The 2498-nt window shown below is 57.8% G+C and carries 1 protein-coding gene and 1 pseudogene; one reads left to right on the top strand and one right to left on the bottom strand.

The genetic code is table 11. The features are described 5' to 3' along the window. Positions 1-1123 precede the first annotated feature (1123 nt). Positions 1124-2176 (top strand): LacI family DNA-binding transcriptional regulator, encoded by a 1053-nt coding sequence (locus PQR42_RS45285; protein ID WP_408393846.1) that lies wholly within the window; start codon positions 1124-1126, stop codon positions 2174-2176. Between the two features lie 140 nt (positions 2177-2316). Here the strand turns inward: PQR42_RS45285 and PQR42_RS45280 are convergent. After that, positions 2317-2418: pseudogene (locus PQR42_RS45280) on the bottom strand (electron transfer flavoprotein subunit alpha/FixB family protein); the annotation flags it as partial. Between the last annotated feature and the right edge of the window lie 80 nt (positions 2419-2498).

Genomic DNA, 2498 nt, shown 5'->3' with positions numbered 1-2498 from the left:
ATTGAATTATCTTGTTCCAGCGAGGCGGCGACGTAAGAGCGAAGCGTCTATCCGCGCCGGTCGAACCCGGACCGTCAGCGGCGACCTCGGTAGAATTCAATGCTATCGTTTGCGCCGTTAATGCTATTAATCTCACAAAATAGCGTCAAGGCAGGGTATACCCAGTGCTATCGTTGGCAACTCAATTTGAATTAACTTTAGACACGAGAATCGTTGATCGTCAACGCCGCACGGCTGGTGTCAGGCGGAAAAACGTTCCAGTTACCGTCGTCATGCCGAAAGAAAAAAATAATCACAGGGTTTTCCGATCGCGACAACTCGACCCGAACACAATGACTCCGACCCAGCCGCGCATGCCAGACACGGCTCACCCGCAAGGACGAAAGCGAATCCCTACCAAACCATTTCTCAACGAGAAACCTTAAGGATACCTTATTAAAATACACTTTCGCCTCCTGGTCGCAGGTGACAAGACCATCGCCTGCACATTACCGAAAATCGATAGCCCACCCTATGTTTTTCCAGCGGCAAGGGCGTACGTCCGCGCGACGCCCTTCAGATATCGGCTGGAATCTCACCACTTTCCTGACGTTCCGAGGGGAGCGACCCGCCCGGGACGCCATCCAGCGACTGCCCCCGCGTCAACCGCAGCGTGCAGTTCGACATATGCCTCAATTGCGCTAACGTTAGCATTATATTAGCATTCAAGCCGAGACCGGTCAAACAAATATAGCTATTCAAACATGCGTACGTTAGCATTCAACTTCGCCGTGAACGCCGCATGAACGTTCGTTTGAGATCTGCATCAGGGGTAGCCAGCAAAGCTGATCGAATCACGCACGATCAGCCCCCTCTCCTCCCAAAAACGAACACGGTTGCCGCCTTGGCGCACGGCATTGAAGATAGGGCAAGGGAACGCCAGGCAAGGCGAAGATTCACATCCGCGCCACCCCGCTCCTGGCGCAATCGGTCTGGCGGCTTAATGCTATCGGTAGCACCCGAAAGAAGGCGCGTGTCCGCGCAAAGACCGCTGTCCCATTAGGCTGCACACGAAACCGGTTTTGCTGACTGCCCCTCCCGTGCTATCGTTATACAAAACCGCTGGATCGTATTGGAAAGCTCAATGATTACCATCAAGGACATCGCCGCCCGCCTGAAGGTCTCCCCGTCCACGGTGGGACGTGCGCTCGCCGACGACTCGAGAATCAGCGCAGCCACAAAGCAGCGGGTTAGCGAGGTTGCCAACGAAATGGGGTATGTTGCCAATCTTGCAGCGCGAATGATGCGAGGGGTTTCCAGCAACCTGGTCGGCCTGGTTCTTCCCGACATTCGCAACGGCTTCTACTCGACGATCGCCCACGCACTGTCAAAATGCCTCGAGAACGGTGGCTTCCAGCTAACGCTGTCAGAAACCGATGATGACCGCCTGACCGAGCTGCATCACATACGCGAACTAACGAGCGCGAACGTTGCCGGCATTATTATCGTGCCGACAGCGCGGCCTCATCCAGATTCCGTGAAACTGCTCAAGGCGTTGCCGCACATCCAGTTGCTGCGCCGGCATGCGGCGCTTGGCGAACAGTGGTTCGGGATTGACGACACTCAGGCGATATATGAGGCGACCAACCATCTCGTGCAACTGGGTCATCATCGGATTGGATATGTCGGCGGTACGGATGACCTACCTACAGGTTCAGCGCGCCTGAAAGGCTTCCACAAAGCGCTGCCGCGCGATGAAACCGCGGTCCCGGCGTTTGTACACCTCGGCGCCCCTGGCTCGGTCGACTTCGGCCGGGAGGCCACGCGTCGCCTGCTGTCGCTGGCCACACCGCCGACCGCCATCGTTGCGGCTTCGGTGCAAACCACACAAGGCGTCCTCGAGGAACTGACAGCACAAGGCGTTCATGCGCCTGACGAACTGTCCGTCGTCGGATTTGGTGACGAGATGGGATTTCGCTGGTGGGGTCCCGGGCTGACAACCGTCGGGCTTCCCGTTTCCGACCTGGCAACTGCGTGCGGCCTCTGGTTTGTACATCACATCAAGCAGCACTCGTTCACCTCTGCGCCTTACACCTCGATTTCGCCCGCAACGCTTATTGTTCGAGGTAGCACGCAGCAACTCGGAGCGGTGCCGGGTGAGACGGTGAACTCGTCGCTACACCACACCGCCAACTGAATACGGCCACTCACGGTCAGGACCGCGCTTCGACAGCAGCGGCAAATTCAACCGCCCCTCCCCGACACCCACGCGGGCGGGTCCGCCAGTTGGCTCGCGGACATAGGACTCAGCGCAGCGCATTCGGCGGCCGACCAGGACATGTGACCCGCGAACTCGGGTACAACACTGAACAGATCGTCCACCAGACCGTAATCGGCGACGCTGAAGATCGGCGCTTCTTCGTCTTTATTGATCGCGACGGGCTTCGAGTTGCGGTGCGTCGGCCAGCAGCACTTTGCTAACGCCTGCAGTCTTCGCGGCCGCATCAGCCGCAGCTTGT

The sequence above is a fragment of the Paraburkholderia sediminicola genome (genome assembly GCF_046027355.1).
GTDB lineage: Bacteria > Pseudomonadota > Gammaproteobacteria > Burkholderiales > Burkholderiaceae > Paraburkholderia > Paraburkholderia sediminicola_B.
This window is presented reverse-complemented; position numbering and strand designations above follow the sequence as displayed.

Bases quoted from the DNA above. Each gene is read 5' to 3' on its own strand.
- PQR42_RS45285 (WP_408393846.1), top strand. From the start codon at position 1,124: ATGATTACCATCAAGGACATCGCCGCCCGCCTGAAGGTCTCCCCGTCC.